Origin of the sequence: Salinivibrio sp. ML323, from assembly GCF_001995745.1 — a bacterium.
GTDB lineage: Bacteria > Pseudomonadota > Gammaproteobacteria > Enterobacterales > Vibrionaceae > Salinivibrio > Salinivibrio kushneri.
This window is the reverse complement of record NZ_MUES01000002.1, coordinates 126758-149737: the sequence shown is the minus strand read 5'-3', so window position 1 is coordinate 149737 and position 22980 is coordinate 126758. Positions and strand designations below refer to the sequence as shown.

25 protein-coding genes and 1 pseudogene are annotated in these 22980 nt (G+C 51.7%); 5 read left to right on the top strand and 21 right to left on the bottom strand.

Annotated features, from left to right (window positions below; translation table 11 throughout):
* Window positions 1–345 precede the first annotated feature (345 nt).
* The 3 genes from BZG13_RS02325 (at window position 346) to BZG13_RS02315 (ending at window position 3144) form a co-directional block, all read left to right on the top strand.
* Entirely contained in the window at window positions 346–864 is a 519-nt protein-coding gene (locus BZG13_RS02325) for a sigma-70 family RNA polymerase sigma factor (RefSeq protein WP_235607575.1), read from the top strand.
* A complete protein-coding gene (locus tag BZG13_RS02320) occupies window positions 851–1555 on the top strand; it encodes a DUF3379 family protein (protein ID WP_077484680.1) in 705 nt (234 codons plus the stop codon). The genes BZG13_RS02325 and BZG13_RS02320 overlap by 14 nt, the downstream gene beginning before the upstream one ends.
* Window positions 1556–1827: 272 nt before the next feature.
* Window positions 1828–3144, top strand: a complete 1317-nt coding sequence (locus BZG13_RS02315; protein ID WP_077484677.1) for an outer membrane protein transport protein — start codon at window positions 1828–1830, stop codon at window positions 3142–3144.
* Window positions 3145–3228: 84 nt separating this feature from the next.
* Here the strand turns inward: BZG13_RS02315 and BZG13_RS02310 are convergent, their stop codons facing one another.
* The 10 genes and pseudogenes from BZG13_RS02310 to ccmA all read right to left on the bottom strand — a co-directional run bounded on the left by BZG13_RS02310 (window position 3229) and on the right by ccmA (window position 11079).
* The gene (locus tag BZG13_RS02310) at window positions 3229–3987 is read right to left on the bottom strand and encodes an MlaA family lipoprotein (protein WP_077484675.1); all 759 of its coding nucleotides are present in this window, start codon (window positions 3985–3987) and stop codon (window positions 3229–3231) included.
* A 75-nt stretch (window positions 3988–4062) separates the two neighbouring features.
* Window positions 4063–5274 carry a c-type cytochrome biogenesis protein CcmI gene (gene ccmI, locus BZG13_RS02305; RefSeq protein WP_069360733.1) on the bottom strand — a complete coding sequence of 404 codons (1212 nt, stop codon included), beginning with the start codon at window positions 5272–5274 and terminating at the stop codon, window positions 4063–4065.
* A gap of 89 nt (window positions 5275–5363) precedes the next feature.
* Window positions 5364–5837: pseudogene (locus BZG13_RS02300) on the bottom strand (cytochrome c-type biogenesis protein); the annotation flags it as partial.
* Complete coding sequence (locus BZG13_RS02295; protein ID WP_069360735.1) at window positions 5834–6385, bottom strand: DsbE family thiol:disulfide interchange protein; 552 nt, start codon at window positions 6383–6385, stop codon at window positions 5834–5836. The pseudogene BZG13_RS02300 and the gene BZG13_RS02295, both read right to left, overlap by 4 nt.
* A complete protein-coding gene (locus tag BZG13_RS02290) occupies window positions 6382–8346 on the bottom strand; it encodes a heme lyase CcmF/NrfE family subunit (RefSeq protein ID WP_077484671.1) in 1965 nt (654 codons plus the stop codon). Before BZG13_RS02290 ends, BZG13_RS02295 begins: the two co-directional genes overlap by 4 nt.
* A complete protein-coding gene (ccmE, locus tag BZG13_RS02285; protein ID WP_069360737.1) occupies window positions 8343–8828 on the bottom strand; it encodes a cytochrome c maturation protein CcmE in 486 nt (161 codons plus the stop codon). Before ccmE ends, BZG13_RS02290 begins: the two co-directional genes overlap by 4 nt.
* Window positions 8825–9031, bottom strand: a complete 207-nt coding sequence (ccmD, locus tag BZG13_RS02280; protein WP_069360738.1) for a heme exporter protein CcmD — start codon at window positions 9029–9031, stop codon at window positions 8825–8827. The genes ccmE and ccmD overlap by 4 nt, the downstream gene beginning before the upstream one ends.
* Entirely contained in the window at window positions 9031–9768 is a 738-nt protein-coding gene (locus BZG13_RS02275; RefSeq protein ID WP_077484669.1) for a heme ABC transporter permease, read from the bottom strand. Before BZG13_RS02275 ends, ccmD begins: the two co-directional genes overlap by 1 nt.
* 28 nt (window positions 9769–9796) lie before the next feature.
* Window positions 9797–10465, bottom strand: coding sequence for a heme exporter protein CcmB (ccmB, locus tag BZG13_RS02270; protein ID WP_069360740.1), 669 nt, complete (start codon window positions 10463–10465; stop codon window positions 9797–9799).
* A complete protein-coding gene (ccmA, locus tag BZG13_RS02265) occupies window positions 10462–11079 on the bottom strand; it encodes a cytochrome c biogenesis heme-transporting ATPase CcmA (protein ID WP_077484667.1) in 618 nt (205 codons plus the stop codon). Before ccmA ends, ccmB begins: the two co-directional genes overlap by 4 nt.
* Window positions 11080–11199: 120 nt before the next feature.
* Here ccmA and BZG13_RS02260 point away from each other — a divergent pair, with 120 nt between their 5' ends.
* Together BZG13_RS02260 and BZG13_RS02255 are read left to right on the top strand one after the other, a co-directional pair.
* The gene (locus BZG13_RS02260) at window positions 11200–12009 is read left to right on the top strand and encodes a hypothetical protein (protein WP_077484665.1); all 810 of its coding nucleotides are present in this window, start codon (window positions 11200–11202) and stop codon (window positions 12007–12009) included.
* A gap of 1 nt (window position 12010) precedes the next feature.
* The gene (locus BZG13_RS02255) at window positions 12011–12307 is read left to right on the top strand and encodes an EscU/YscU/HrcU family type III secretion system export apparatus switch protein (RefSeq protein ID WP_069360743.1); all 297 of its coding nucleotides are present in this window, start codon (window positions 12011–12013) and stop codon (window positions 12305–12307) included.
* A 13-nt stretch (window positions 12308–12320) separates the two neighbouring features.
* Here BZG13_RS02255 and BZG13_RS02250 read toward each other — a convergent pair whose 3' ends face one another.
* From BZG13_RS02250 to flhF, 11 genes are read right to left on the bottom strand one after another with little or no spacing between them, the layout of a single operon-like run.
* Window positions 12321–12755: a DUF2802 domain-containing protein gene (locus BZG13_RS02250; RefSeq protein WP_069360744.1), complete on the bottom strand. Its 435-nt coding sequence runs from the start codon at window positions 12753–12755 to the stop codon at window positions 12321–12323.
* On the bottom strand, window positions 12755–13243 hold the full coding sequence (locus tag BZG13_RS02245) for a chemotaxis protein CheW (protein WP_077484663.1): 489 nt from the start codon (window positions 13241–13243) through the stop codon (window positions 12755–12757). The genes BZG13_RS02250 and BZG13_RS02245 overlap by 1 nt, the downstream gene beginning before the upstream one ends.
* 34 nt (window positions 13244–13277) lie before the next feature.
* The gene (locus BZG13_RS02240) at window positions 13278–14429 is read right to left on the bottom strand and encodes a chemotaxis protein CheW (RefSeq protein ID WP_077484661.1); all 1152 of its coding nucleotides are present in this window, start codon (window positions 14427–14429) and stop codon (window positions 13278–13280) included.
* On the bottom strand, window positions 14416–15198 hold the full coding sequence (locus tag BZG13_RS02235; RefSeq protein ID WP_069363177.1) for a ParA family protein: 783 nt from the start codon (window positions 15196–15198) through the stop codon (window positions 14416–14418). Before BZG13_RS02235 ends, BZG13_RS02240 begins: the two co-directional genes overlap by 14 nt.
* A gap of 10 nt (window positions 15199–15208) precedes the next feature.
* On the bottom strand, window positions 15209–16345 hold the full coding sequence (locus BZG13_RS02230) for a protein-glutamate methylesterase/protein-glutamine glutaminase (protein ID WP_077484659.1): 1137 nt from the start codon (window positions 16343–16345) through the stop codon (window positions 15209–15211).
* A gap of 18 nt (window positions 16346–16363) precedes the next feature.
* On the bottom strand, window positions 16364–18616 hold the full coding sequence (locus BZG13_RS02225) for a chemotaxis protein CheA (protein WP_077484657.1): 2253 nt from the start codon (window positions 18614–18616) through the stop codon (window positions 16364–16366).
* A gap of 9 nt (window positions 18617–18625) precedes the next feature.
* A complete protein-coding gene (locus BZG13_RS02220) occupies window positions 18626–19360 on the bottom strand; it encodes a protein phosphatase CheZ (RefSeq protein WP_077456365.1) in 735 nt (244 codons plus the stop codon).
* Between the two features lie 30 nt (window positions 19361–19390).
* Window positions 19391–19759, bottom strand: a complete 369-nt coding sequence (cheY, locus tag BZG13_RS02215; protein WP_046074931.1) for a chemotaxis response regulator CheY — start codon at window positions 19757–19759, stop codon at window positions 19391–19393.
* A 55-nt stretch (window positions 19760–19814) separates the two neighbouring features.
* Window positions 19815–20540: an RNA polymerase sigma factor FliA gene (locus BZG13_RS02210; RefSeq protein ID WP_069363181.1), complete on the bottom strand. Its 726-nt coding sequence runs from the start codon at window positions 20538–20540 to the stop codon at window positions 19815–19817.
* A complete protein-coding gene (locus BZG13_RS02205) occupies window positions 20533–21420 on the bottom strand; it encodes a MinD/ParA family protein (RefSeq protein WP_069363182.1) in 888 nt (295 codons plus the stop codon). Before BZG13_RS02205 ends, BZG13_RS02210 begins: the two co-directional genes overlap by 8 nt.
* Complete coding sequence (gene flhF / locus BZG13_RS02200) at window positions 21413–22957, bottom strand: flagellar biosynthesis protein FlhF (protein WP_077484655.1); 1545 nt, start codon at window positions 22955–22957, stop codon at window positions 21413–21415. Before flhF ends, BZG13_RS02205 begins: the two co-directional genes overlap by 8 nt.
* Window positions 22958–22980 lie beyond the last annotated feature (23 nt).

Sequence of the window (22980 nt, the reverse complement as noted above, 5' to 3'; positions counted from 1 at the left end):
GGTAAACAAACGAAGAAGCAAAAAGAAAAATAAAAAAAGGGGCCTTGCGCGAACGCAGGCCCCAAAATATTGGAAAGCAAAACGATAATCTGGGAAGTGTGCAGTGCTTTTCCCGCACCCAGATCCGAACAGAAAGTCATATCATTCAAAAAGGAAACGCCGTTCACTCAACCTCACGAGTGTCGACACATGGCCGATAACGACAGGAGTCACTTTACCGACTTGCGGTGTTTTAATATTGAAACAGATCAAACTTGTGCCGATTTTTCACCTAAGATGAAATAAAATAACAAATCACTCGGTCTCTATAGACTGATGCAACCCATGGACAAAGGCTCATCCGGTATGACCCGACAAGCACGATACGAGGCATTGGTGCGCGCATGGCACCGTGACCTCTACCGCTATGCCTACTGGTTAGCAAAAGATCCGCATATCGCGGAAGATTTGGTGCAAGAAACCTGCTTACGCGCTTGGCGCTCGTTAGACAGCTTGCAAGATGACAAGGCAGCCAAAGCCTGGCTCATCACCATTTTGCGCAGAGAGAATGCAAGACGCTTCGAACGGAAGCAGTTTGACCATGTGGACGTTGACGATGGCGAACTAGAAGACAAAACCCGCCCCAGCGAAGAAGCGTCCATGGAGCAGCGCTGGCTACACCGACAAATTGCCGCGTTATCACCGGAATATCGTGAGCCCTTGGTCTTACAGGTGATTGCCGGCTTTAGTGGCGACGAAATCGCCCAAATCTTGGACTTAAACAAAAACACGGTGATGACTCGCCTCTTTCGCGCTCGCGCTCAACTTAAAGAAGCACTGGACACCACCGCAACTTCAGGAGGCCAACAGTATGGACGATCTTGAATTTCGCCGCCGCCTACTTGCAGACCCTTATGATACCGATCCTGAGTTGCAAGCCGCCAAGGCCGAGTCTGAACGTCACCAAGGCTATGCGGACGATATCGCCGAGTTGGACAGCAAAATCGACCAGGCGCTTCGCGTGGAGGTACCGGAGGATTTGCCCGATAAAATTTTGTTTTCGCAAACCACCGATGTGGAACAAGGAGTCAAACGCCCACGCTGGCATCTCGCCATTGCCGCCTCGATTGCCTTTGTGTTTGGTATTGCACTTGGTCAGTTTAACTGGGGCAGTGCCACGCTCGACCTTAATCAAACGGCATTAGCGCACTATTATCACGAACATGCCTTTATAGAAGGCATTAACGAAGGGGCAACCATTGAGCAAGTCAATGCCAAACTACAGCCGTTTGGCAAAGCTTTTAATGCGCTCCCGGGCGAGGTCACTTACATCAACCATTGTAGTTTTGGGGGTCAACATGCGTTGCACATGGTCATGGAGAGTGATGGTCAAGCATATACAGTGTTTGTGGTCCCGTCTGCCAGTCAGTCGCCCGCGCAGAAAAGTGACGGAAAAATGCAAGCCGTCAGCCGCCCCGTGCAATCGGCGAGCGTGATTGTGGTCGGCGAGGCAACAAGCGCTGCCGCCCCCATTGCTGAGCAACTGCAACAGCAACTCACGCCCCAAGCGATCTAGCCACTCATTGTGCGCCCTCTCGGTAGACAGAGAGGGCGCGCTGCGATTTTTCCTTCCGTACCAATGACTTTTCGCCTAGTAATGTGTAACAGCTGTTCGCTGAATTCATCCCTCGTCGCTTAAATGCTCGCCAACCCAATAGATAAAAATACTAATAATTCTATTTTTATTGTTTCATTATTTTGTTTTTACCCTTTATCGTAGCGATAAATTGATTTACGCACGCGAGCTTTTACTCTAGGCCTCCCTTTATACAGCGAACAAGTAAGCAGATGAAAAATAATAAGATCCTTTATCTTGCCGTCGCTACCGCGCTCGGCTCTCTTTCCACCACCGCACACAGTGCCGGTTTTCAGCTCGCAGAAACCTCAGCAACCGGCCTTGGCCGCGCTTTCGCAGGAGAAGCGGCAATGGCGGATAACGCCAGTGCGCAATTTCGTAACCCTGCGCTATTAAGCTACCTTGCCGATACGCAAGTATCAGCCGGTGGCATCTACGTGAACCCTAACGTTGATATTGATGGGACAAACACCTCGAATGGTAAAAAGACTGCGACATCAACCGATGATGTTGCCCATGATGCCGTGATCCCTAACTTTTACTTTTCGCATCAAATCGACGATCGCTTGACCGCAGGCCTGGCTCTCGCGACCAACTTTGGCATGGAAACCGAGTTAGGCAATGACTTTACCGGTACCCAGTTTGGTAACGAAGCGGCGGTGACGACCTTTGAAATCAACCCTAATATCGCTTGGAAAGCCACCGAGCAATTACGCCTCGGTGCCGGTATCCGCTATGTGTTGGGGGAAGGGAGTATTGGCGCCAAGAGTAGCGCACAGTACGGCCCCTACCCAAAAGGAACTACCCTTAAATACATGGAAGGCGATGACCGTGCCTGGGGTTGGCAGTTAGGTGCCGTGTACGACCTTAATGACAAGCACCGTGTCGGTTTTAATTACCGCTCCGAAGTGAACCTAACGCTGGATGGGCATGCCGAAGGACTAAGCTTTAATCAAGTTGCAGAAGACAAACTGACGCAACCAAAAAAGTCGACCTATGGCGGAAGCATGGATCTCACTCTACCCGCAACGGCTGAGCTATCATCCCTGCATCAACTCACTGAGCAGTGGGCGGTACACACCAGCATTAACTGGACCGAATGGAGCAGCTTTGACAAGTTAGAAGCCGATATCCCCTACCTCAATGGCGCTCAAGAGGTGAAAGTAGAAAACTGGGAAGATAACTATCGCTTGGCCATCGGCACCACTTATCAGTGGGATCAAAAACTGACGTTGCGCTCAGGCGTTGCCTATGACACCTCGGCAGTAAGCGATAAAAACCGTACCCTGACCATCCCAGAAACTGACCGTACCTGGTTAAGCGTGGGTGCCGGCTATGAGGTAACCCCCAAACTCACCCTAGATGCGGCTTTTACCTATGTGTTTGCCAAAGATGCCCCGGTGAAAGAGCCGCGTGATGGCATCAACTCTGAGTCAGAGCAAAATGCAGAGGCTCGATTTGGTAAATTTGAAGGCGAAACCACAGGTAATGTGTGGTTAGTTGGCGTACAAGCCAGCTATCGTTTCTAAGCATCACGCCTTGTCTAACAAAAACACCACGGCTTTGGCCGTGGTGTTTTTTTATCGCGTTTTACCCGACCCGTTTACGCTGATTTACGGGGCGGCATCGATATCATCGATAAAGTCATCGAGAAACGCATCATCCAAAGCGGGTTGTTGCTCCAATGCCTCGTCCCCTTTAGCGCGATAACGGCGATTTTGCAGGTAAGCGTCGCGGGCAAACGCATAAGGGTCTGGCGAATTGTCCAATTGCGACTCCTGAGACACTAACGCGGCGCGCGACTCCATCCCATCAAACATCCATTTTAAAACCGACTGCGGCAGGGTAAGTAACGCCAGCGGCGGGTACAGGCCATCAACGACTTCGCCCGCGCCTTCTCGCACTGAGGTAGGCCCATAACCAGGCAGCATAATATACGCGCCCGTGCCCACATCATAGTGACCGATGGCATCACCAAATTCGCGCTGATCATATTTTTGAATATCAGCCGCTGACGCGATGTCAATCAAGCCACCCAACCCAAACAAGGTGTTGATCCAAAAGCGGTTAAAATGGGTCGCGGCTTTCTCGCCTTCCAGCATGATCAAACTATTCAACATGCTGGCGGGCTCTTCGAGGTTGCCCAAAAAATTAGAAATCCCAGTGCGCATGGGGCTTGGCACGTAATCAACATAAGCGATTGAAACAGGACGCGCCACATAGGGATCCAGATAGTCGTAGTTGACCGTCCACATTGCACGGTTAAAGCCTTCTAGCGGGTCTTCTGGGTGCGGCTCGGCACCTGGCGGACGTGATACACAACCAGATAACAGGCCGAGTACCGCCACCATCAAACACAGACGTTTCCACATCAAATGGGATTCCTCTATACAATGAAAGGCTGGGAATGCCCAGCCTTGTTAACAATGATAACTATTTTGTCTTGGTTATTGCTGTTTGTCGATAACCAGTTCTGCGTGGCTGCCTAGACGCACCGCATCACTTTGCCCGACCCAGTCACCTTCTTTGGTGCCCACGTCGCCATCTTGGTCAATCCGCGCCCGAATCACTACCTTATCGTGCGAGGATAACGCCTGGTTAGGATTCAAGCTGTCAGTGTCTGCCAAGTCCACAGATAAGGGAAACTTAGATAACGGTAGGCGCTTAGCCGCGATTGGCATCGGTGAGTCGGCCGAGGCATGCGCGGAAATAATCACCACACCATCCTCGGGTAACTGCACTTGCTGATCCAATACCACTGTTACCGCGACTTTCGCGCCATCGGCGCTGTTGAGGGCTAGGTTGGCGCGCGCAATCGACTGATCTAACGTTTGATTACGCGGATCGTCACTGCCTATCAAAGTTTTCATCGCCTTCCACGTGGCAATAGCATCTTGATATCGCCCTTGCTCGAACGCTTGATAAGCGAGCAAAGACATCGCCTGTAGATTAAAGGGATCCGCTTTCACCACAGATTTTAATAAATTCTGCGCCCGGGCACTGTCTGCTTCATCACCGGCAAACAACAAGGCTTGCGCCAGCCCGACTTGAATATCAGGCTGTGAAGGTGCCAAGGCATAGGCTTTCTCCATCGCCCCTTTTGCGGTCTCTCCGTCTCGGTTTGCTAGCCCAATTCGTCCCAGCAACAACCAACCGGTGCTGTCTTGCGGCTCATGCTGCAACCGGGTCCGCAACGCCAAGGTAAGATCTTGCATCTCTTGTTTGGTTAATGGCTTCTCACCCTCGAGTAGCCGCTTTGATAGCTCAGGCAACTGTTTGGCGGTTTGCTGCCACTGCGCCACTTGATTGGCACTGCCCTCAATGCCATACAAGCCAAAGCTGACCACGGCTAACACAACCAAACCTGGCACCCACTGCATCGGGGTCAGACGCAAATGACGCGCTTGCTTGGCTTTCTCTTTTTCTGGGATATCATCCAGCAATGATTGCTGCAGATCCTGCCTCAAATCACGCGTATTATCGATTAAGCCTTCGGCACTTTCCGCTTCAATTTCTTCTACACGATCAAAGTAAAAGGCTTTGTTGAGTGCATCACGGCTACCTTGATGATCGTGCTCACTTTTTTGCCAAAGGGGCCACAAAAACATCACTGCGCCAAGGACAAAAAACACCAAGGTCGCGCCCCAAAACTCAATCATTTTGGCTCCTTATCTTGCTGGGTTGACGCATGCTCAGATGACGCCGGTTGTTCCGCTTGTTCATCGATGCTCGTCGCTGACGAGCCGTTTGACGACGCATCGGTTTGTTCTGGCGATGACAACAGCGCATCGAGTCGTTGCTGCTCTTCATCGCTCAGGGCGTGATTAACGGTCTGCTTAGCGCGTCGGCTGCGCACTATCACCACCCCCACGCCAGAAATCAGCACCAACGCCGGCGCAAGCCACAAAATGAGAGTTGATGCGGTGACAGGCGGGTTGTACGTTACAAAGTTACCGTAACGCGCGACCATAAAGCTGCGAATTTCCTCATCCGTCCGCCCTTGCTGCAGCATTTGGTGCACTTTTTGGCGTAAATCCTGCGCAAGCTCCGCGTTGGAGTCGGCAATGCTGTTATTTTGACACTTGGGGCAACGCAACTCACTGGTCAGGGCGCGAAAACGGGCTTCTTGCTCGGCAGAGTCGAACTTATACACGTCAATCGCGTTGGCAAATGCCAAGCTTGCGGTTAGCCACAACGCGCCAAGCAGGATCAGTCGCTTCATTTGTCAGCCCCCTTTAATGCATCAAATTTTGGCTTGAGGGTCTCTTGCCAATTACGTGCATTTACATCACCCACGTGTCGGTACTGAATCACGCCGTTGGCATCAATCAAAAAGGTTTCCGGTGCGCCATAGACACCGAGATCCAGCCCTAACATCCCATCGCCATCATACAAACTAATCTGATAAGGGTTACCCAGGTTGTTTAACCATTTGATTGCTTTTTGCCGATCATCTTTGTAATTGAGTCCGATGATTTTCACCCCTTGTGCCGCCAGTTTGTTCAAAAACTGGTGCTCTGCATAGCAGGTCGGACACCAGGTGGCCCATACGTTCAGCAGCAGTGGCTCGCCGGTGAAAATGGCTTGGTCATACTCCTTGCTCGGGGTTTGTAGATCCTCAAGGTGAAAAGCGGGCACAGGCTTGCCCACTAATACTGACTCTAACTTGGTCGGATCATCCCCTTTGGCGTTGTTGTCGAGTTGAGCGACAAAAAAGCCCGCCAGTGCCGCAAACGCCAAGAGTGGCAGAAACCAAAGTAACTTCTTCATACGCTGGCCTCCTGCTTGGGTGCCTGCTTGCGACGAAACCGGTAGCGCTTATCGCTGATCGCTAACGCACCACCCAATGCCATGACAATGGCACCGAACCAAATCCAGCGCACAAAGGGTTTGTAGTAAAGTCGCATTGCCCATGAGCCATCAGGCAGCTCTTCTCCCATGGCAATATAGAGATCACGGGTGAAGCCGCGATCAATCGTGGCTTCTGTCATCATCGAGCGCTGCACGGAATAGAACCGCTTTTCGGCATCCAAATGGTTGATAAAGGTATCACCACGGTATACATCAAACGAGGCCACGTAACCTTGGTAGTTGGGCCCTTGCTTGTCTGATAAGTCGGTAAACTCAAAGGTATACCCTTGCAAAGTCACACTGCTGCCCGGCGCCATTTTGACATCACGCTCAATGTCATAATTCTCAACCATTGCCACCCCGATAATGGTGATCGCAAGGCCGATATGACCCAGCACCATGGCCCAATGGCTGCGCCCCAGTTTTTTAATCCCTACCGTAAAGGCATGACGATGGGTAGCACGCAAGTGAAGCTCATAGCCATGCAGGAAGGTGATCCATAGCGCCATGGTTACGCCCATTGCCGCCATCGCTTTGAAACTGTCCGCTAAGATTGCGATGGCACCGACGCCTAGAGTAACAGCCGCAATCCCACTCACCAGCATCGGTTTGGCTAAGGTTGACAGCTTGTCGCGCTTCCAGCGAATCAAAGGTCCAATGCCGAGGAAAAAGGCAAACGGTAGCATCAGCCACGCAAACAGGAAGTTAAAGAAGGGCTCGCCAATCGACACTGAGCCAAGGCCCAACTGCTTGTGCACAAGCGGCAATAAGGTACCAATCAAGACAATCACAAGCGCGGTCATCAACAAGGTATTGTTAACCAACAAGGCGTTCTCACGAGAAATGAACGACACTTTGGTTCGCCCTTTGATCTCGGAGGCACGCAGTGCATAGAGCAACAGTGAGCCACCAATCACCACCACAAGAAAGCCAAGAATGAACAGGCCACGCGCCGGATCGGAGGCGAACGAATGCACCGATACCAGCACCCCGGAGCGCACCAAGAATGTCCCTAATAAGCTAAGAGAGAACGCAGAAATGGCGAGTAGTACCGTCCACGCTTTAAAGGTGCCACGCTTTTCTGTCACCGCTAAAGAGTGCATCAAAGCGGTTCCCGCCAGCCAAGGCATAAATGAGGCGTTTTCGACCGGATCCCAGAACCACCAGCCGCCCCAGCCAAGCTCGTAATAGGCCCACCAAGAGCCGAGCGCAATGCCTAAGGTTAAAAAAAGCCATGCAGCCGTGGTCCAAGGACGCGACCAACGCGCCCACGCGGTATCTAAGCGTCCCGCGAGCAATGAGCCAATGGCGAAAGCAAAGGCGACCGAAAAACCTACATACCCCATGTACAAAATAGGTGGATGCACAATGAGCCCAGGATCTTGCAACAATGGGTTCAAATCACGGCCATCAACAGGGAAGTATGGCAGAGTGCGGTCAAACGGGTTCGAAGTCAGGATAATAAACAACAAAAAGCCGACCGATATCATGCCCATCACGGCGAGCACACGCGCGACTGACGATAACGGCATACCGCGGCTAAATACCGCCACCGCCACGGTCCAAAGCGCCTGAATCAGCACCCACAGTAACAGTGAGCCCTCGTGCGCCCCCCAAACTGCGGTTAAGCGATAGTACCAAGGCAAGGCACTATTGGAATTACTGGCGACATAGGCCACCGTAAAGTCATTGGAATAAAACGCCCAACTTAACGCAATAAAAGAAAACAGCAGCATGGCAAACATCCCTAAAGAAAGAGGACGCGCCATTTTCATCATTCCTTCATGGCCCTGATTGGCACCATAAAGCGGATAAAAACTCAATAACAGCGCTAATCCCAACGCCAGGATCAACGCGTAATGCCCGAGCTCAACAATCATAACTGACTACCTTGTTTTTGCTCCTCTGTGTATTCAAGCGGCTGATGATTCTTTTCCATCGCCTCGGCAATTTCGGGCGGCATATACTCTTCATCATGCTTAGCCAGTACCTCACTGGCTTTTACCGTGCGTGAGTCAACCAATACCCCCTGAGCCACAATACCTTGCCCCTCGCGAAAAAGGTCCGGCAAAATGCCCTCGTAGGTCACGGTGACCGCTGGGCCCACATCAGCGACGTCAAACTGAATAAGCAACGACTCTTGGTCGCGTTTCACCGAGCCTTCCACCACCATGCCGCCAATTCTTAAGCGCTGACCGACTTCCGGCTTGCTTCCATCCGGCTTACCTTGCACGATTTCGGTCGGTGTGTAGAACAGATCCATATTTTGGTTTAAGGCATACAAGACCAGGCCGATAGTGGTCGAGACACCAATTAGCAACGCTAAAGTGATCCACAACCGTTTTTTGCGTCGAGGCGTCATAATGTGTTCTCCAGTGCTTGTGCATCTTTTATTCGCTGCTCACGGGCGATTTGTTGTTTGACCGCTTGCAGGCGTTTTTTATGTGTACGCCGGTAACCCATGATGAGGGCCAACATGGCCGCCGCGGTGATACCGAATGCGCTCCATACATAGGCGGCATAGCCTCCCATCGCTAAAAACGCACTAAAACTCTCAAAATGCATTAGTTACCCTCCGCCAAAGCGCGCACCCAAGGCCGATGAGACTCTCTTAAGAGAATTTGATTTCGCAGTCCCATCAAGGTCAAGGCGACAAAAAAGCACGCAAAGCCGAGTAAGCACACCAGTAGGGGCCAAAGCATGCCAGGATCGATTGAAGGTCGAGCGAATTTGGTAATAGTGGCGCCTTGATGCAAGGTGTTCCACCACTCAACAGAGAAATGGATGATAGGCAGGTTAATCACGCCCACCATCGCTAAGATCCCCGCGGCTTGTGAGGCCGTGCGCGCATCGTCAAACGCGTTATACAAAGCCATGACGCCAATATAGAGGAACAATAGAATTAACTCAGACGTGAGGCGTGCATCCCACACCCACCAAGCGCCCCACATCGGCTTACCCCAAATCGCGCCTGTCACTAGGGCAATAAAGGTAAACACCGCACCGACCGGCGCGATCGCTCCCACCGCCCAATCGGCCATCTTTAACTGCCAAACACGGCCAATAAATGCGGAGATCGCCATCGACATATAGGCGCCCATCGACCAAATGGCGGCGGGAACATGAATATAGATAATGCGAAAACTATCGCCTTGTTGGTAGTCTGCTGGCGCGAAGGCTAAGCCCCAAACCATGCCCACAACCAAGCTCAGGCCTGCTAACACAGCAAACCAAGGGAGGAGTTTTCCACACAGCCGGTAGCTCACTTCCGGCTTTGCGTAAGGGTGAAGCCACTTCCACATGACAATTGCTCTACTTCCTGATTAATTATTAGTTCACGCTCACACGCAACGCGGCGGCGATAGCAAAGGGGGCCAAGGTGACGGACCCAGCCAACATGGCACCAAGGATCGCCAGCTGTCCATTGATGTCTGCACCGAATCCCGCCATATCAATCGCTGAGGTGGCAAAAATCAGTACAGGAATATAAAGCGGGAGGATCAGCAAGCTCAGAAGAACGCCTCCCTTCCGCAGCCCTACTGTCAGAGCAACCCCAATCGCACCGACAAAACTTAATGTTGGGGTACCCAACAATAAAGTCATGACCACCGCTTGATACTGGGTGGCATCGAGTGACAGTAATAACGCCAACACCGGGCTGACTAACAATAAAGGCAAACCGGTCAGTAACCAGTGTGCGATGACTTTCGCGATCACTAACAGTGGTAAGGGGACGGGCATCAGCATCATTTGCTCAAGTGACCCATCCAGGTAATCGTCCCGGAACAAACGCTCCAATGACAGCAGCGCAGAGAGTAACGCCGCGACCCAAATAATGCCGGGAGCGATGGTCTGCAATAACTGGGGACCTGGCCCAACACCGAGCGGAAACAAGGTGATCACAATAATAAAAAACCACAAAGGATTCAGACTATCAGCCGGCTGGCGAAAAGCGACTTTTAGCTCTCGGCGAACAATCAACCACATTGCTTTGATCATTGCGCCCCCAACTGAATACGACGTAATAGCGGGTGATCCACAAACATGTCTTGGTGAGTGGTAAATAGCACCATCCCGCCTTGTTGCACATGCCGCTCAAACACAGCTTCAAGCACCTTTACCCCTTGTTTATCAATCGCTGTCAGCGGCTCATCGAGAATCCACAATCGCCGCTCACTTAACCAAAGTCGCGCGAGGGCAACGCGCCGATTTTGTCCCGCAGATAGCTGCCCCGCAGGAATATCCTCTCGCCCCGCCAAACCGACTTTGGCAAGCGCTTGCCAAATGGCATCATGATCACACCGCCCATGCATTTGCAGATAGTAAGCCAGGTTTTCGAAGGCAGTAAGCTCGCGCTTAACCCCTGTGGTGTGGCCTAAAAATAGGAGATCGCGATAAAATGCGTCGCGTTGTTGGGTGATCGCCTGCTGCTGCCAACAGACCTCGCCACTGTCCGCGAGCCCCAGACCCGCGATAATTCGCAATAACGTGGTTTTGCCTGCTCCGTTTGGGCCTTCTACCTGAACAAGATCACCGGGAGACAGAGAGAATGTCAGCGCATCAAACAACACTCGGTCATCACGAACACAGCAAAGCTGTTTCACTTCCAACATGACAAATGTTGCATCCTGCTTGTGTTACAAAAGTGGACGCATAGTACCACAATGGTCAAAATGACTGTTAGTTACTACAGGGTTGCAAAGTGTGACTCGCGTAAATAATTGTGAGAAACCATGAAGATTGCCCCAACGAATCCACAACAACTGGTGATAAAACCGGCTAGCTTAGCCTCACAGTCCCCGTCACCCATCGATGGACGTGCGCTGTTGCAGGCACAATTCACTCTGATACATACCAAGGCCAGCACGGGGTTGACCGATGTGTTAGCCCAGTTACATTTGTTGCCTGCATTGACTGCCACCATGAGACAACAACCCGCGTCGACGCAAACGTTAATGCAATCACTGCTTAGCGCTTGGACGCTCCCCACTTCCGGTCAGCAACAGGCACCCCATTCAGACACCATTACCCAATGGCTCGCGCAGCGCCCCGCCGATAAGTTGCTTACCACATTGCTCAAGCAATGGCTTTCGTCTCAGTCAGAGGGGGATAATATGACGGGTGCCTTAAGACTGATGGCCGAGCAAAGAGTCGCTGAGTCATCACGCCCCGGCGAGTGGCAATGGGTTTTACCCTTTTCTGATCCACAGCGTCCGCCCGTTCGCGTCACAGCACGCAAACAAACCGGACAATCGGCGTCTCCCTCGGCGGATAGGGTGCAGTGGCAAGTTCGACTTTACCTTCCTGTCGGCCATCAGTTTGTCCGCGCAGATTTATCGCTATCAAAGGAGGAAAGGGCGCTGACACTGACCGCACCGACCGCTAGGCTTAAACAACGGATTCATCAAACACTTGATTGGCTCAATGAACGGCTTACCCATCAAGCGATTGCCTTAGATATCGACATCAATGACGACATCGACGAAACCGGGCCCGTGTCTGAGCGTGACGTGCCAGCCGCTGGTATTTCCATGAGGGTTTAAGATGAAAGATAAAAAACGCGCGGTCGCGCTTGGGTATGACGGCTACCATGCCCCCAAAGTCAAAGCGAAAGCCACGGATCAACTGGCGCTGGAGCTGATTGAGGCCTTGAGTGAGCAAGGTGCACTGATTCATCAAGATGCCCATTTGCTCGCCTGGCTAGAGCGACTGGATAAAGATGATGAGATCCCACCTGAACTCTATCGAGTGATTGCCGAGTTAATTGCTTACGCTTGGGTATTGGAGGGAAAGACCCCACCAGGTTGGCAGGGACACACACCGATAGATACGTTGGTGTAGGATAGCTTAGCGGTTAGCGCTGCTGGTTGGCAGCTTGTCGCTTACGCAGATTAAGCAGCAATTCAGCCTCTGCTTTGGGAAGATCACACTCTTGCATTAACTCGTCAACATCCGCACCTAAATCAACCATTTTACTGGCTCGACTATAGAGGCGGCTTTCCGAATCTTGCATTTCCAGCTCAACATGCTTTTCTAACAGCTCATCCACACTGGCAGATAAATCGGCGAGCTTCTGCCCCATCCCCATGCTACCCGCTCGCAATTCATTGAATTGCTTCGCCAGACTGTCATGGCGTTGGCGCGCACTTTTGAGCACGGTTTCCATTGCTTGCAGTTTATTCTCTAGCCGCTGTCTGGCACGCTTTTCTGCGCGAAGGCACCATAAAGCAACGATGGCAAACACCACCGTCACAGCAACGGGCGACCACGTCAGCACAAGCTCCATCATTACAGCATGGCCATCTCATTCCACTCTTCGTCGGTCAACAGCTTGTTGAGATCAACCAAGATTAGCAGTTCGCCATTGCGGTTACTGACGCCTTGAATAAATTTAGCGCTTTCTTCTGTTCCCACACTTGGCGTGGTATCAATTTCCGATGTTTTTAGATACACCACTTCCGCGACGCTATCGACCATAATACCGATCACCTGCGTCTCAGCTTCGATCACTATCACGCGCGTGTTGTCAGTGACGTCGGCTGACGCCAAACCAAAACGTGAACGCGTATCAATCACAGTGACGACATTGCCACGCAAGTTAATGATACCCAATACATAGTCAGGGGCGCCCGGAACGGGTGCAATTTCGGTGTAACGCAGCACTTCACGCACCTGCATCACATTAATGCCGTAGGTCTCTTCTTCAAGCTGAAAAGTAACCCACTGCAACACCTCGTCATTGACGCCTTCTTTTTGAATTTCAGCTACCTGAGACATTGATTTTCCTCTTTACGCGCTGTGTAACTAGTTATTACGCCATCGCCTTGGCGTCAATCCCCTGATTTAACATAGCAATAAATGCTTGAACATGGATCAGAGCACACATTTTTTCTTTGACCATGCCTGCGAGCCAAGGCCGCTTTCCCGCTTGTTTTCGCCAGCGAATCGCTTTACCACTGAGCGCTTGGGTACCGAGCAATTGATCACATGCCAGTCCCCACTTACTATCGCCCAGAATCACAATATAATTATAGTCGTCCCTGTGCTGATTATCTGCCAGTTTTTCTGGCATCACCCAGCGTGCTGTATCGACGACATCAAGCTGTTGTTGCTTTTCTGTCTGTAATCCTAGATACCAATCTGGTCGACCGATAAGACGGTTGCATTCGCCAAGCTGATGGATACCGCCCAATTCGGCCAAAGGCACCGCATAGGTTACCCCCATACTCTCGAAGAATAATACCTGAAACTCTGCCTCGGTTTCAGCATTTTCCCATTGAGTGGGGGGCAGATCGTCACCGGCTTGCGTGTCGGCTTCAGCCTCGTCGTGAATCTGCTCTGCTTGTACCGTCTCTTCAACGGCCTCAGTATCAAGTTCGGGGACAGCTTGTTCTGCTTCTACCGCGACATCGACGTACGCTTCGGTCTCGGTCTCGGTCTCGGTCTCGGTCTCGGTCTCGGTCTCGGTCTCGGTCTCGGTCTCGGTCTCGGTCTCGGTAAGAGTTTCTACCTCTGGGACCGCCTCGTCTACCTCAACCTGCTCCTCAACATCCAGGCCCCAATCTGCCAGGGTATAGGTTTCAGTGGTTGGCTCCTGTGCTTGTTCCACAACCTGCTCGGCCGTCTCTTGGCCAACGTCTTCCTGGGTCTGAGTGGCTGTTTTCGCTTCCAGCTCCGCCTCTTCATCCACTTTCAGTTGCGCAAGCAACCGCTCGACTTCCGCCAAGTCACGTTCCGGCTCAGCATACGCGACCGGCTCAGGTGTTCCCGCGTCCATAACAGGCTGTGGCTGCAGCTGCGGCGCCTGCTCATCAAGATACGATGCAGACGACACCTGCGGTTTATCGTGCTCAGGCTCTCCAAGCTGCTCGCTTGGTTGTGCCACTTCGCCTAAATCATCCAGCAGAGCCTCAAAGTAATCGTCGAGCGCTTGACCACTGGATAGGGCGTTATGCTTGTTCATCCTGCTCCAGTCGCTCCAAATAGGTTAATAGAGTTTTGTAGGCAAACACACCGCGGCAATTTTTCGCGTAGAATGATGCGGGCATATGCTTTAAGCTCGCATCCCGAAACTTGGTGTCGATGGGCACGGCTGACGCCCAGACCTGGTCGCTATAGCGAATTTTAAGCTCCTGCAGCGTTTCCAACGATGCCCGCGTACGCTTGTCATACATGGTTGGAATGATAGTAAGATTAAAGTCAGCGCTACGAGACTTTTGCATGATCTGTAACGTGCGCATCATACGCTCTAACCCTTTCATCGCCAAAAACTCGGTCTGAACCGGGATCAGCACACGGTGGCTGGCCGCTAGGGCATTGACCATCATCACGCCCAAAATCGGTGGGCAGTCGATCAACACATAGTCATAATCATCGGCCAACGCATCCAGCGCTTTTTTCAATACCAGTCCCATGCCACCCCGGTTGCCCATTACACGGTCCAAGGTAGCCAGCGACATATGCGCTGGAATTAAGTCCATGTTTTCAAACTGCGTTTTGACGATAAGTGGCTGCACCGTCTCTTTATTGACGGTCTGTAATTGAAACAAATCAAATAAGCTAGCGGGTAACTGCTCTGAATCAAAGTTCAAATAGGTCGAGAGCGAGGCGTGTGGATCCGTATCCACCAGCAGGACACGTTTCTTACGCTCACTGATCAATCCTGCCAATGTCACCGTGGTGGTTGTCTTACCAACACCGCCCTTTTGGTTGGCGATACTCCAGACTATCAAGCCCCACTCCTTATTTTAAATTTAGCTCAACCAATATGCGTTCAGCGATCCTCTCCAGCGGTAAGTCTTCCGACGATATCCCCGCTTTCGCCACGGCTTGCGGCATGCCATAAACCACGCAGCTTTCCTCATCTTGCGCCCAGATGGTGGCACCGGCGCTTTTTAGCATCCGCGCCCCTTCTCGGCCATCCGCTCCCATCCCCGTTAACACCATGGACAAGACTTTATCGCCATATATTTTGGCGGCAGAGCCAAAGGTCACATCAACACAGGGTTTGTAATTCATTCGCTCGCCGCCATCTAAAATTTTTAGGCGTGCGGCCCCCGGCCTGCCATCAATCATCATCTGCATCCCACCTGGCGCCAAGTACGCGTGCCCGGGCTTGAGGGTGTCACCATCTTTCGCTTCGACGACCGTAATTTTGCTCAGCCCATTGAGGCGCTGTGCAAATGCCGATGTAAATGTCGCCGGCATGTGTTGAATCAAAATAATCGGCAGCGGAAAGTTAGCGGGCAATTTGGTGAGTACTTTTTGCAGCGCAACAGGCCCCCCAGTCGACGTGCCAATTGCCATCACTTGGTAACGTTTCCCTGTTGCGGTAAATCGCGCTGGCGCCTTGGACGACGAACTCGTCCCCACCGCGGGGCGTGACGCTGGGCGCGCGGGCGTACGTACACCGCCCGCTGGCGACGCTGTTTGCCCAGTACTGCTAGTGGACGCTGGACGTGTGGCGCGTCGAAGTACCGGCCGTTTACGCGCAATTTCGAGTACGCGCTGTTGCAGTAAACTGGTCGCTTCTTCGCGGTTACGAGCGATATCCTCGAACTTTTTAGGAAGAAAATCGAGCGCGCCGGCCTCAAGCGCATCCAACGTGGCTTTCGCCCCGTCATGCGTCAGCGATGAAAACATTAGAATCGGTGTTGGCGTTTGCGCCATGATTTGACGCACCGCCGAGATACCATCGAGTACTGGCATCTCCACATCCATAGTGACTACATCTGGCTTCAGTTGCGCGGTTTTTTCTACAGCCTCTTTACCATTTACCGCGCTATCAATGACCTCCATTCTCGGGTCGGCATTGATGATTTCACTCACGCGGCGACGGAAGAAGCTGGAGTCATCTACCACCAATACTTTTACTGCCATGGGCGTCCTTTTCTCAAATTAACCTGCGTAGTGTTTCAACAGGTTGGGCACATCCAGAATTAATGCAATGTGGCCATCACTGGTGATGGTGGCCCCTGCCATTCCGGGTGTTCCTTGAAGTAGTTCGTCAAGCGGCTTGATGACCACTTCCTCTTGACCAAACAAGGTGTCTACTACAAACGCAATGCGTTGATGCGCGATTTGCACGATCACCACGTGGCCTTTGGTTTTATCGATATCGGTTGCGCTTCTGCACAGCCAATCTTGCAAGAAGAAAATCGGGATGGCTTTGTCTCGAACAATCAAGGTAAGCTGCCCATCCACCGTGTTGGTTTTGGACATGTCCAAGCTGATAATTTCACTGACATTCGACAGCGGGAAGGCAAACGGATTTTCACCAACGCCTACCATCAAGGTTGGCAATATTGCCAGCGTCAATGGCACCTTGATTTCCAGGACTGTCCCTCGACCTAACTCAGAGTCGATATTAATGGAACCGTTGAGCTTGGTGATGCCAGTTTTAACCACATCCATTCCCACACCCCGGCCAGAGATATCAGAGACTTCTGTTTTGGTCGAGAACCCGGGCGCAAAAATCAGGTTGTAGGCTTCATTATTCGTGAGGCGTGCCGCCGCTTCTGCATCAAGTACACCGCGCTCAACCGCGATGCTCTTTAACTTCTCAGCATCCATGCCTCCCCCATCATCAGCGATGGTGAGGAGAATATGGTCCCCTTCCTGCGACGCTTTTAGGGTGATAGTACCGACTCGAGGTTTGCCTGCTTTCTCGCGTTCATCAGGCATTTCAATACCGTGATCCACCGAGTTACGCACTAAGTGGACCATAGGATCCGCTAGGGCCTCGACCAGGTTTTTATCTAGATCGGTCTCTTCACCCTGCATTTCCAAGACAATTTCTTTTTTCAAGCTACGCGATAAATCACGCACCACTCGGGGAAAGCGGCCAAATACTTTTTTGATTGGCTGCATACGCGTTTTCATCACCGCGCCTTGCAAGTCGGCGGTGACCACGTCTAGGTTGGTGACCGCTTTGGCCATGCTTTCATCATTGCTGCTTTGGCCCAGACTCACTAAGCGGTTACGCACCAATACCAATTCACCGACCATATTCATAATGCCGTCAAGCGTGGAGGTATTGACTCGCACGGTTTGCTCTTGCTGAGGCGCGGCTGGTGGCTTTTTCTCTGGCGCTTTTTCTGCCGCCGCAGGGGCTTTGCCGCCTGCGCCTGCACTTTTCGGTGTACTTTCTTTGGCTGGTTCTGGCTTGCTCGCTTTTTTAGCTGGGGCGGCAGGTTCAGGTTTAGGCTCAGGCTTAGCTTGCGCATCTACCTTGTCGGCATCCGCTTTCGCTTTATCCGCTTCTGCAGCGGGCCCTTTGCCTTTACCATGCAACTCGTCTAAAAGCTTTTCAAACTCGTCATCATCAATCAGCTCATCACTACCTGACTGTGAGGCCGACGTTGACGCATCAGACGCCGCGGGGGCCGATTCCTCTCCCTCACTTGGCGAGGCAGCAGGCCCTTTACCTGCACCGTGCAAGTCATCTAGCAGCTTTTCGAACTCATCGTCGGTAATATCGCCGCTGTCAGCCTCGGTACTTTCTACCACTTCAGGCTTTTCTGATGATTGGGTGTCAGACGCTGTGGGGGCTTTTCCCTCACCATGGAGCTGATCGAGCAGTTTGTCGAATTCATCTTGGGTGATCTCATCCACGGAGTCGCCACTGATCGCACCGTCATCCTGACTCGCTGCGTCACTGGCGGGCGTCTCAGGTTCTGGCTCGGGATCGGGTTCAGGGGCCGGTTCTGGCTCAGGATCGGGTTCAGGGGCTGACGCTTCTGCCGCCGCTTCATCTTCACTGGCAGGCTTGGCATAGCGGTGAAGAGCTTCGAGCAAGGCGCCATCGGCTGGCACAGGCTCTTCGCGGTTTTGTACCGCAGCGAATTGATCATTCACGGTATCCAGTGCCTGCAAAATGGTATCCATCACATCCGATGTCAACTCACGTCCGTGATTACGCAAGTTATCAAAGACGTTTTCAGCACCGTGGCACGTATCGACCAACGCATTTAAGCCAAGAAAGCCCGCGCCACCTTTTACGGTGTGGAAGCCGCGAAAAATACTATTTAGTAAGTCTGCGTCATCAGGGGCACGCTCCAAATCGACCAGCTGCTCAGACATCTGCTCGAGGATCTCTCCCGCTTCAATCAAAAAGTCCTGAAGGATTTCTTCATCCATCTCAAAGCTCATAGCGCACCTCTAAAAACCCAAACTCGATAATAAATCGTCAACATCATCTTGGCTGTGAACCACGTCATCGCGCTCTTCAGGGTGAATCACAGGACCCTCAGGGGCTGACTTATCGGTGGTATCATCTACTTTTTTCGCCGATGCTGCGTCAATCGCAGCGCTCTCCATGCCAAAGGCCGTCAGTATTTCAACCAGCTGTTGCTCAACTTCTTGCACCAATTCAATCACGCGCCGAATCACTTGGCCGGTTAAGTCTTGAAAGTCTTGTGCCATGAGGATTTCAGTCAGGTGCGCGTGCAATTCCGTCGCGCCCCCTTCTACTTGGGTCAATAGTTCGTCAATGTTGTGGCACAATGACTTGAACTCATCCAAGGCAATCTCACCGCGCATCAGGCTGTTCCAGTTGGGGCGAACGGCTTGCAAGTTGTCTTGTAGCTCGCTCGCGATTGGCATGGTTCGTTCAACCGAATCCATGGTTTTGTTGGCGGCCAATTCGGTTTTCTGCATGACATACGTGAGCCTGTCGCGAGCGTCAGGGATATCCACGTTGGCCAAATCACTCACTCTTGGATCCAAACGAAAGTCAGTAATCGAGTCATGTAATTGGCGGGTGAGCTTTCCCACTTCATTAAACAGTGGGTCACGCGCTTCTTTCGCTATCTCGGTAAGAAGCGTATTAGCGTTATCTTGCTCTCCGTTTTCAAGATACGCGACCAATTGTTTCGCTTGGTCCAGATTGATCATGGCGGTTCCTTCTTACTGTGCGCTTACTGTCTACATACGCTCGAAAATTTTGTCGAGCTTCTCTTTCAACGTAGCGGCAGTAAAAGGTTTAACAATGTAACCATTCACCCCTGCTTGCGCGGCTTCTACAATCTGCTCGCGCTTCGCCTCAGCGGTGATCATCAATACAGGCAGGTGCTTAAGATCGCCGTCTTTACGGATTTCTTTAAGCAAATCGATCCCCTGCATACCAGGCATATTCCAATCGGTCACGACAAAATCAATACCGCCTTTTTTGAGGATTGGCAGCGCGGTTAAGCCGTCATCCGCTTCAACGGTATTGTTGAAACCTAAGTCACGAAGAAGATTCTTTACGATACGGCGCATTGTTGAAAAATCATCAACAACGAGAATTTTCATGTTTTTATCCAAGGTTGCCTCCGGTGAGGTCTCGTTTTATTGTCGAAACAGTTACTTACTCACTATGCCAAGCGGATAGCTTAGCTCTCAAACGTTGCGTAGCCTGACTTTGAATCTGACAGACCCGGGATTCGCTGACCCCTATCACTGCGCCTATCTCTTTGAGGTTTAATTCCTCATCATAATAAAGAGATAGCACTAGTGCCTCTCTTTCAGGAAGACTTTTGATCGCCGCCGCTAATGCAGCTTTGAAACTGTCTTCCGCAACACCCTGAAAGGGAGTGTTGTCGTTACGATGGCTCTCTGTTGTGAATGCATCTTCAGAGACGCCCAGATCATCCATCCCGATCAAACGCCCACAGTTTACATCGTTAAGCGCCTGATGATACTGCTCTAAGCTCATATCAAGCTTTTCAGCCACCTCCACGTCGGTTGGATCCCGACCTAACGCTTTTTCTAGTGATGCGATGGCATCACTGATTGAACGACTCGCCTTGTGGACAGACCGTGGCACCCAGTCACCGCGGCGCATATCATCCAGCATAGCACCGCGAATTCGAATACCGGCATAAGTTTCAAAACTCGCCCCTTTAGAAGGGTCATAATTTTGCTGTGCCTCAAGGAGGCCGACCATACCAGCTTGGATCAAATCTTCTACTTGAACACTCGGTGGCAAGCGCCCCATCAAGTGATGCGCGATGCGCTTGACCAAACTCGAATAACGCTCAAGTACCGCTTGGCGATCTGCCCCTGTGCGGCTATACGTGAGCGCTCTATTCACGAATTAACTCTCCTGCGTCATCATTTTTGATCAGCAACCGCTCAACAAAAAACTCCAGATGGCCTCCCGGATTTCGCGGCACCGGCCAAGTCAGCGCTTTGTTCGCCAACGCACTCATCGCCAATGATGCGGGCGAGCGAGGAAATGCGTCAATGACAACTTTTTGTTTTCTCACTGCTTGCCTCACCCTTTCGTCAACGGGAACACATGCTACTAATTCTAGATTAGCATTGAGAAACCTTTCAGTGACTCGCGTTAATTTTGTGAACAAGTCTCGTCCTTCACGGTAGCTTCTGACCATATTTGCAACAACTTTAAAGCGTGTCACACCATGCTCACGGCTTAGTACTTTAATCAATGCATACGCATCAGTAATTGATGTAGGTTCATCACAGACCACAATGACGACATCTTGTGCGGCGCGCGAAAAGCTCAGTACCATGTCTGAAATCCCCGCGGCAGTATCCACTAAGAGTACATCAACCTCTTCTTCGAGTGTACCAAAAGCGCGAATTAAACCAGCATGTTGCGCCGGTGTTAGCTCTGTCATACCTTGAAGGCCAGACGATGCAGGTACGATTTTCATACCGTGCGGACCTTCGAGAATGATATCTTTCAGATCACAGACGCCTTGAAGCACATGAGACAGATTCTTACCCGCTCTTAGGCCAAGTAACACATCCACATTAGCGAGACCAAGGTCGGCATCTAGCACCATGACCTTTTTACCTTGGCGGGCCATAGACGCGGCCATTCCCAGTGTGACATTGGTTTTCCCTACGCCACCTTTTCCCCCGGTTACGGTAATAACCTTGGTGCGTGACGGATTGGTTAAACGGCGCAGGCCGCTTGCTTGATCTTGCATGCTTGTCTCAATCATAAAAGTCCGCCCCATTCGACTCTGGGACATCACTGTTCCAGAAGTGACTGTGCTGATCCGCACCTGATTCCAACATGTCGCTGGCTTTTGCAACCAGGAACTGTCCCGTGGCTTGGCGGATATCTTCTGGCACACGTTGCCCGTCGGCTAAATAGGCCACAGGCAGGGCATTTTCGATGGTGACACACAACAGTTCACCGAGGCTGAGCGATTCATCGAGTTTGGTCAGAACACATCCCGATAACGGGATACGGCGAAAATGTTCAATGGTTTCTTGTAAAACGCGGCGTTGTGACGTCGCCGGTAACACCAGCAGGCTACGGATATGGGAGCCACTGTTTTGCATCAGGGTATCGAGCTGTTCCGACAAGCGAAGATCACGCTGCCCCATTCCAGCGGTATCTAGCAATATCAAGCGTCTATGACGCAGCTGATAAAGGATGTCGGCAAGTTCATCAGCATCTTTAGCCACTTTAACAGGACAGCCAAGGATACGGCCGTATGTGGCTAACTGCTCATGGGCACCGATACGGAATGTGTCTGTGGTCACCAAGGCAATATCTTCAGGGCCAAACTCCATCGCGGCTCGCGCCGCCAGCTTGGCAATCGTGGTGGTTTTTCCTACCCCAGTCGGACCCAGCAGTGCAATCACCCCGCCAGTTTCTAGCATATTCTCATCAACCGTGATCACCTGATCCGCCACTAGGTCAAGGAGCGCTTGCCACGCCTCATTCGGTGGTGTCTCTTCTGGAATATAACAGGCCAATTGATCCGCTAGCTCGGACGAGAGTCCCATACGCTCTAGGCGTTTGATGAGCATGGCGCGCAGCGGCTCTCGCCGCTCTACCTCTTGCCACATCAGCCCCGACAATTGATGCTCTAACAGGCTTCTAATGGAGGCCATTTCTTGACGCATTGCATCAATTTCTTGATGCGAAGCCTGAGATTGACGCCCCTCAAACCGAGAGGGATCAAGCTTCGGTTTTGGTGGAGAAGCGGCCCCGCCATTGGGTTTGGTGGTGGTATTTTGCCAGTCCGAGCGGTTGTTGCTTTTTAGCTGGCGACGCGGCTCATAACCGCGCCCTAGCGCGGCAGGCCGATCGTCAGCCCCTGATGGCGATGAGCGCCGTGCTGGCTGCTTTTGTTGACGTTGTAGCAAGGCGCTCAGCGAGTCAGCTTCTGTTTCTAGTTCGGCTGGCTGAGATTGTTCACGGTACTCGTCCAGCATCGCGGAAAAGCGAGGTGGGCGCTTAGTATGACTGTTTTGACGACTACCTGCCTGTTGCCGTTGACGCAGTTGCACTTGATCATCCGCCAGTTGGCGGTGCGCCTGAGAATAAGCCTGAGCAGATTGTTGCTGCGCGTTTGGGGCGGGCTTATCAGGCATTGGCTCTGTATCCGCATCAACCGCCGCGACAATTTCTACGCCGCCAGTCACTTTTTTGTTAGACATGATCACCGCATCAGCGCCAAGTTCTTCTTTCACTTGGCTTAATGCTGCTCTCATATCCTTTGCAAAAAAACGTTTTATTTTCAAAGCACTGCCCTACTCATAAACGA